This is a genomic window from Cedecea sp. VD22 (genome assembly GCF_037150195.1).
Classification (GTDB): Bacteria; Pseudomonadota; Gammaproteobacteria; order Enterobacterales; family Enterobacteriaceae; genus Cedecea.
In genome coordinates this window covers 212,355-220,023 of record NZ_JBBCPX010000006.1, presented here as the reverse complement: position 1 = coordinate 220,023, position 7,669 = coordinate 212,355, and the positions used below count along the sequence as shown (strand labels likewise).

Here is a 7,669-nt window from a genome sequence, read left to right as displayed (position 1 = left end):
GAACGTAATGACATGGTATCTCTCGCATCCCACGGCATAAGCGGCTCCATAAACGGGTTCTTATGCCTTAGTTGTAAGTGTCTACCATGTCCCCGAACAAGTGTTCACGATGTCCCCGGACCGTACATGGGGAGAGGGTTAGGGTGAGGGGTTCTTACTGATAATCCCTGAAGCTATAAATCCCCGCCGCCAGCACCAGCTGCTGCGACACTTCATGAGCCTTTTCGCGGCTCACCAGCAAATCGATAATCTTCAGTGCAAAATCAATCGCGGTTCCCGGTCCCTGGCTGGTGAGCAGGTTAACCCGTGGGTCCCAGACAACGCGTTTATCCTGCCATTGCCCTTCGGGAATGGTGTCCTTCAGGCCAGGAAAACCGGTCATGTTGCCTATCGGGAACAGCTCGTGCGGGACCAGAACAGTGCCTGCCGCCGCACAAATGGCGGCAACGATGCGGCCTGACAGATGAAACTGGCGCACGGTCTCGACCAGCAGCGGGCTGTCGCGGAAGCATTCGGCACCTTTCAGGCCGCCGGGGAGCACCACGATGTCAAAATCGCCGTCGGCCACTTCAACCAGCGGTGCATCCGCCAGTAATTTCACGCCGCGTGAGCAAACAATTTTCAGGTCGCCATCGGGAGCAACGCTCGCCGTCGTCACCTTGATCCCGGCGCGGACCAGCAGATCGATAGTGGTAACCGCTTCGGTCTCTTCAGTGCCAGGTGCCAGGCAGACCAGCGCTTGTGCGCTCATATTCATTCTCCTTACGTTTAACCTGCTCATAGAGCCGGGCATTCACAGGCACAGGGACGCCGTGAGCTCTCGCTCTGCGCAGCAGGTAGCCGGTGATATAGTCAATTTCCGTGTGGCGCTCCAGGCGGATGTCCTGCAGCATCGATGAGGTATTTTCTGCCGTGCTTTCTATCACCTGCCCGACATAATCCAGCAGGTTTTCGGGTGAGGTGTGGTGGCCCTCGCGCGTCATCACCTGGGCGACTTCTTCACAAATGCTGGTCACCTCATCGAGATGATTCTTCAATTCGCCGTTAGTGCAGTTGTACAGCGCGGTCAGCGGGTTTATCACGCAGTTTACCGCGAGTTTGTTCCAGCTCGCCGGCTGGATATTGTTATGCCAGGCCACATCGGGCTGCGCGGCATGGAGTGTATCAGCAAGGTAGCTAAAGTCGCTGGCTTTAGCGTTCCCCGGGCCAACGTGAGTGATGCCGGAAGCGACGTGCACAATCACGTTTCCGTCTCTTTTCGCGGCCTGAGTGGTTAATCCGAGCAACAAAGGTTGGGGCAATCCGTTTAGCTCATCCAGCGTCCCCATCCCGTTATGCAGCAACAATATCGGGCAGCTCGAAGGCAGTTGGGCTGCCAAAGTGCGCACGGCATCAGAAACCTGCCACGCTTTGAGCGTCACCAGCAGGAGGTCGCTGGTGGCGAGAAATTCGGGATCGTTAGCCGTGAAGGACTCGTTAAAGACGCTGCCATCGGTGGTATCGAGCAGATTGACGTGGCAATACGGCTGCGGCACACGCAGCCAGCCCTGAAGCTCATGCCCTTGCTTGTGAAGTGCGGTCAACCAGAGCTGACCCAGCGCACCGCAACCCAGCACGGTGATTTTCATTATTGCCTCCCCCATTCGCACACTGCGCGAATGCTAAACTTACTTTCTATTATAGCGTTATCGGCTTCCCGGCTCTTTAACAGGTTGTTTTGCGCAGCCCAGCGGGTATTATGCAACGCAAACCAGAGAGGGAGAAAACACATGCCATCTTTTGATATCGTTTCTGAAATCGACCTGCAGGAAGTAAACAACGCGGTAGAGAACGCCGAGCGCGAGCTGGCGACCCGTTTTGACTTCCGTAACGTGCCGGCAAGCTTTGAACTGAATGAAAAAAATCAGACCATCAAAGTTGCCAGCGAATCTGACTTCCAGGTAAACCAGCTGCTGGATATCCTGCGCGCCAAGCTGCTTAAGCGCGGCATAGAAGGCAGCTCTATTGATGTGCCTGAAGAGTTTGTTCACAGCGGCAAAACCTGGAGCGTGGAAGCTAAGCTGAAACAGGGTATTGAAGCAAGCGTTGCGAAGAAAATCATTAAGCTGATTAAAGACAGCAAACTGAAGGTTCAGACCCAGATTCAGGGCGAAGAGATCCGCGTGACGGGTAAAGCTCGCGATGATTTACAGGCCGTAATGGCGCTGATTCGTGGCGGCAATCTGGGGCAGCCGTTCCAGTTTAAGAACTTCCGCGACTGATTCACGCCCTCTCCTGAAACATGAGAGGGCATGCTGCTTAATCCCTCACCGCATCAGGTGAGGGATGTTCTATCCTTTCACCACCTGCTCAATCTCATATCTGTTCGTCAGCTTGCTGTCGATTTTCACATACGCGCTGCGTTCTTCTGGAATGATGTTCGCTTCACTCACGCCTGGCTGAGCCAGCAGCCTTTCACGCAAATGTTCGTCGTTCGCACTGCTTTCCGGCAGCTCAATGCGCAGGCTGCTAACGTAAGGCGGCTCCTGCATTGTCCAGCTGACGAATAGCCAGACCATCGCCAGCACCGCGCCTGCCAGGAAGACGGTTTGCGAATCAAACAGCCCGTTCAGCCAGCCGCCGAGCGAGCCGCCGATGGCTACGCCGATAAACTGGCTGGTGGAGTAGATGCCCATGGCGGTGCCTTTGTAGCCCGCCGGAGATTCTTTGCTGATAAGCGAAGGCAGAATCGCTTCCATCAGGTTAAAGGCGAGGAAGAACAGCTGCACGCCAATCACCAGATCCCAGAAGTGCGGGCCCGCGCCCCAAAGCACGATCTCGGCAATCAGAAGTACCGCCACGCAGCCCACAAAGACGTGCTTCATGCGGCGCTTAACTTCGGCATAAATAATGAAGGGTACGACCGAAACAAACGAAATCAGCATGGTGCAAAGATAGACTTTCCAGTGCTGAGCCGCCGGAAAGCCCGCCTGTTCAAGCTGGCCCGGTAGGGCGACAAAGGTGGACATCAGCATGATATGCAGGCACATGATGCCGAAATTCAGCTTTAGCAGCTTCGGCTCCATCATCACTTTGCGGAAGCAGCCTTTGACCATCCCCGACTCGCGGTTAAGCACGTGCGTTTTGCTATTCGGGACCAGCCAAATCGTAATCAGAATGCCGCAGCTGGCTAAGACGGCAATCATCCAGAACAGCGCCTGCAGGCCAAGCGCCTGAGTAATGATCGGGCCGAGCACCATCGCGATGGCGAAGGTTACCCCGAAGCTGACGCCGATAAAGGCCATCGCTTTGGTTCGGTTCTGTTCACGGGTTAGATCGGAGAGTAACGCCATAACAGCGGCGGCGATTGCGCCGGAGCCCTGCAGCGCGCGGCCTAAAATGACGCCCCAAATGGAGTCGCTCAGGGCGGCAATAACGCTGCCAAGCACAAAGATAGCCAGCCCGCCAACGATAAGCGGCTTGCGGCCAATACGGTCAGAAAGCAGGCCGAAAGGGATCTGGAAGACGGCCTGCGCCAGGCCATAAATGCCGATTGCCAGGCCGATGAGCGCTTCGCTTGCGCCCTGCAGCGCCATGCCCCAGGTGGTAAGAACTGGCAATACCATAAACATACCCAGCATACGCAGGGAAAAGACAGTGCCTAAACCCCACGTCGCACGCAGCTCGACGGGCGTCATTTTGTAATCGTTCATTACCACCTCAGATAAAAAGTCGGCCTTAGTGTAGTGCGAGGGCAGGGGAGGGTAAATCGTTAGTTATTTAGCAGATATTACAGGGCAGGTACTTTGATGATACTGATAAAAAAGGGCACTGAGGTGCCCTTTTATGCTTTTCGCGACTTACCAGACGTAAGTCAGCAGATTATGTGAGTCTGGCACCATAAAATCGACCGACATCATGACGCTCAGCGAGGTAATGGCCACGATAGAGAAGATGAACAGCTTGCGCGCCCAGACCTTATCGTCTTCCACTTTATAGCCCCGCAGCGCCATACCCAGCCACCAGACGCTGACCGCCGCGGCGACGATCAGGTATTTGTATCCGGCATAGCCGCCCAGAGAAAGCATCAGCGTCGCCACCGCAAAAGCGATGATGTACAGCGTGATGTGGTTCTTGGCGACGGAAATGCCTTTTACCACAGGCAGAACCGGAATATTGGCGGCCTGGTAATCTTTAAAGCGGAAGATGGCAATCGCATAGGAGTGCGGCATCTGCCACAGGCTAAAGATAGCCAGCAGGATAGCGGCGCCGGTGTCGAACTCGTTGGTCACGGCGCAGTAGCCGATAACCGGAGGAGCCGCACCGGACAAGCTGCCGATGAGCGTGCCGTAGACCGAGTGGCGTTTCATGTAGAGGCTATACACCCCGACATACACCACGAAGCCCATCACGGCCAGCCACATCGCCAGCGGATTAGCACCAAACCACAGCAGCATGAAGCCAGCAATACCCAACACGGTGGCGTACACCAGCGAAATTTTCGGTGAAATCAGGCCTTTAACCAGCACCCGATTTTTCGTTCTCTCCATCTTCTGGTCGATATCGCGGTCGATAAAGTTGTTGTAAACACAACCTGATGCGACCACCAGTGATACGCCAACCAGCGTATAGAGGAACAGCGGGTAATTAATGCTGCCCTTCGAGGCCAGTAAAAATCCCCCAATGACAGAAATTAAATTACCGAAAATAATTCCTGGTTTCGTTACTTGCAGGTATTGCTTAATCATACATGCCGCTCTTAGTGAACCATCATGTTCAGGTTGAGGTTCCACATAATCCAGATCGAGCCAATCACCAGAATGGCAATAATCAGCACCGTAAAGGCAAAGGCCACCAGGTTCCAGCGCTCACTCGACGAGGTGTTCAGATGCAGGAAGCACACGAGGTGCACCAGAATCTGGACGACTGCAGTCACCAGGATCACGGCAAGCATGGTGCCGTGAGAGGCCGTGCCTTCCATTACAATCCAGAACGGAATAGCCGTCAGGATGATAGACAGGATAAAACCTGTCATGTAGGTCTTCACGCTACCGTGGTGGGCGCCGCTATGTTCAGTTGAATGACTCATTACATTGCCCCCATCAGATAGACTACAGAGAATACGCAGATCCAAACCACGTCAAGGAAGTGCCAGAACAGGCTCAGGCACATCAGACGCGCACGGTTGGTGCTAGTCAGGCCGCGGCGGGAAACATGAATCATCATGAATGCCATCCACACCAGACCGGAAGTGACGTGCAGACCGTGGGTACCGACCAGCGCGAAGAACGCTGACAGGAAGCCGCTGCGATCCGGGCCGAAGCCTTCTTTGATCAGGTGATGGAATTCATAGATTTCCATCCCAACGAAGCCTGCACCGCACAGGAAGGTCAGCGCCAGCCAGGAGATAACCTGGCTTTTGTTGCCTTTATTCATGGCGATGATCGCCATGCCGTAGGTGATGGAGCTCACCAGCAGCAGGGCAGTTTCAACGGCCACGAACGGCAGCTCGAAGATGTCTTTCCCTGCCGGGCCACCTGCGGTGCCGTTCACCAGAACGGCATAGGTCGCGAACAAGCAACAGAACAGAATGCAGTCGCTCATCAGGTAGATCCAGAAACCAAAGACCTTATTGGTTCCCGCATCGTGGTGCCCGTGCTCCGCGGCGTGGGCGTTATTTACAGTCTCAGTTGCCATTTTTCAGCCCTGCTTTGGTGAGTTCTTCGAAATGCTGATTTTCCAGTTTTTCGACTTCAGCCACCGGAACATAGTAATCCACATCTTCGTCGAAGCTTTTCGCAATCCAGGTGATAACGATGCCGGCAAAGCCAACAATCGCCAGCCACCAGATGTGCCAGATCATGGCAAAGCCAAACACGGTGCTGAATGCAGCGATGATGATACCGGCTGCGCTGTTACGCGGCATATGAATCTCTTCATAGTGCGCAGGCTGCTTGTACGCTTCACCTTTCTCTTTCATCTCCCAGAATGCATCACGCTCGTGAACGTGAGGCAGGTGGGCGAAGTTATAGAACGGAGGTGGGGAAGACGTTGCCCACTCCAGCGTACGGCCGCCCCATGGGTCACCGGTCAGATCGCGGTTCTGCTCGCGGTCACGGATAGAAACGTAGAACTGAATCAGCTGGCACAGAATGCCCAGAGCGATCAGCGCCGCACCACAGGCTGCAACAACCAGCAGGGTGTGGAACTGTGGATCGATCTGCTGGCTCAGACGACGGGTCATGCCCATGAAGCCCAGCACGTACAGCGGCATAAATGCCACGAAGAAACCGATAATCCAGAACCAGAAGGCGCGTTTGCCCCAGGTTTCGTTCAGCGTGAAGCCGAACGCTTTTGGCCACCAGTAGGTCAGACCTGCGAAGCAACCGAAGACCACGCCGCCGATGATAACGTTGTGGAAGTGTGCAATCAGGAACAGGCTGTTGTGCAGCACGAAGTCCGCGCCCGGCACCGCCAGCAGAACACCGGTCATCCCACCGATAGAGAAGGTGACGATGAAGCCAGTGGTCCACAGCATCGCGGAGTTAAAGACGATGCGGCCCTGATACATGGTGAACAGCCAGTTGAAGATCTTCACCCCGGTCGGGATGGCGATAATCATGGTGGCAATACCGAAGAAGGCGTTTACGTTCGCCCCGCTGCCCATGGTGAAGAAGTGGTGCAGCCAAACGATGAACGACAGAACGGTAATCGCGATGGTCGCCCACACCAGGGAGGTGTAACCGAACAGACGCTTTTTAGAGAAGGTTGCAACCACCTCAGAGAACACACCAAACACCGGCAGCACCAGGATATAAACTTCCGGGTGGCCCCATGCCCAGATGAGGTTGATGTACATCATCATGTTGCCACCCATATCGTTGGTAAAGAAATGGGTGCCAAGGTAGCGGTCAAGGGTCAGCAGCGCGACGGTCACGGTGAAGATTGGGAACGCGGCGATAATCAGTACGTTAGTACACAGCGAAGCCCAGGTGAACACCGGCATTTTGAACATGGTCATACCCGGGGTACGCATGTTCAGAATGGTCACGAAGAAGTTAATACCGGTCAGTGTCGTACCGATACCGGACAGCTGGAGACTCCAGATCCAGTAATCGACCCCGACGCCCGGACTGTACTCAATCCCCGATAGCGGTGGATAAGCCACCCAGCCGGTCTGAGCGAATTCGCCCACGCCCAGTGACAGGTTAACCAGCACCACGCCGACAACGGTGAACCAGAAGCTCAGGTTGTTCAGGAATGGGAAGGCAACGTCACGCGCGCCAATCTGTAAAGGCACAACGATGTTCATCAGGCCGATAACAAATGGCATCGCTACGAAGAAGATCATGATAACGCCGTGGGCGGTAAAGATCTGATCGTAGTGGTGAGGCGGCAGGAAGCCTGCTTCGCCGGCGGAGGCCAGTACCTGCTGGCTACGCATCATTACCGCATCGGCAAAGCCGCGCAGCAGCATGACGATAGCGACGATAATGTACATCACGCCGAGGCGTTTGTGGTCAACGGAGGTTAGCCACTCTTTCCATAAATATTCCCACTTACCGAAGTAAGTGATAGCCGCAAGCAGCGCCAGTCCCCCGACGATGATTGCCGCAACCGTAACCATGACAATTGGCTCATGGTACGGGATTGCATCCAGTGTAAGTTTTCCGAACATCGTATTATTCCT

The 7,669-nt window shown here is 54.8% G+C and carries 8 protein-coding genes; 1 reads left to right on the top strand and 7 read right to left on the bottom strand.

Translation table 11 applies throughout. From position 1 onward, the window contains the following. Positions 1-154: 154 nt before the first annotated feature. Both yajL and panE read right to left on the bottom strand, forming a co-directional pair. The gene (yajL, locus tag WFK85_RS13975; protein WP_008454578.1) at positions 155-751 is read right to left on the bottom strand and encodes a protein deglycase YajL; all 597 of its coding nucleotides are present in this window, start codon (positions 749-751) and stop codon (positions 155-157) included. Continuing rightward, positions 711-1,628, bottom strand: a complete 918-nt coding sequence (gene panE / locus WFK85_RS13970) for a 2-dehydropantoate 2-reductase (RefSeq protein ID WP_166994412.1) — start codon at positions 1,626-1,628, stop codon at positions 711-713. Before panE ends, yajL begins: the two co-directional genes overlap by 41 nt. 141 nt (positions 1,629-1,769) lie before the next feature. On the opposite strand from panE, the gene WFK85_RS13965 reads away from it, so the two are divergent. Then, positions 1,770-2,261 (top strand): YajQ family cyclic di-GMP-binding protein, encoded by a 492-nt coding sequence (locus WFK85_RS13965; RefSeq protein ID WP_008454581.1) that lies wholly within the window; start codon positions 1,770-1,772, stop codon positions 2,259-2,261. Between the two features lie 69 nt (positions 2,262-2,330). On the opposite strand, the gene WFK85_RS13960 is transcribed toward WFK85_RS13965, so the two are convergent. From WFK85_RS13960 to cyoB, 5 genes are all read right to left on the bottom strand, one after another. After that, the gene (locus WFK85_RS13960) at positions 2,331-3,692 is read right to left on the bottom strand and encodes an MFS transporter (protein WP_166876106.1); all 1,362 of its coding nucleotides are present in this window, start codon (positions 3,690-3,692) and stop codon (positions 2,331-2,333) included. A 147-nt stretch (positions 3,693-3,839) separates the two neighbouring features. Next, positions 3,840-4,727, bottom strand: a complete 888-nt coding sequence (gene cyoE / locus WFK85_RS13955; protein ID WP_008454592.1) for a heme o synthase — start codon at positions 4,725-4,727, stop codon at positions 3,840-3,842. An 11-nt stretch (positions 4,728-4,738) separates the two neighbouring features. Beyond that, the gene (locus WFK85_RS13950; protein WP_008454594.1) at positions 4,739-5,068 is read right to left on the bottom strand and encodes a cytochrome o ubiquinol oxidase subunit IV; all 330 of its coding nucleotides are present in this window, start codon (positions 5,066-5,068) and stop codon (positions 4,739-4,741) included. Continuing rightward, the gene (locus WFK85_RS13945) at positions 5,068-5,676 is read right to left on the bottom strand and encodes a cytochrome o ubiquinol oxidase subunit III (protein WP_008454595.1); all 609 of its coding nucleotides are present in this window, start codon (positions 5,674-5,676) and stop codon (positions 5,068-5,070) included. Before WFK85_RS13945 ends, WFK85_RS13950 begins: the two co-directional genes overlap by 1 nt. Beyond that, the gene (gene cyoB, locus WFK85_RS13940; protein WP_166994416.1) at positions 5,666-7,657 is read right to left on the bottom strand and encodes a cytochrome o ubiquinol oxidase subunit I; all 1,992 of its coding nucleotides are present in this window, start codon (positions 7,655-7,657) and stop codon (positions 5,666-5,668) included. Before cyoB ends, WFK85_RS13945 begins: the two co-directional genes overlap by 11 nt. Positions 7,658-7,669 lie beyond the last annotated feature (12 nt).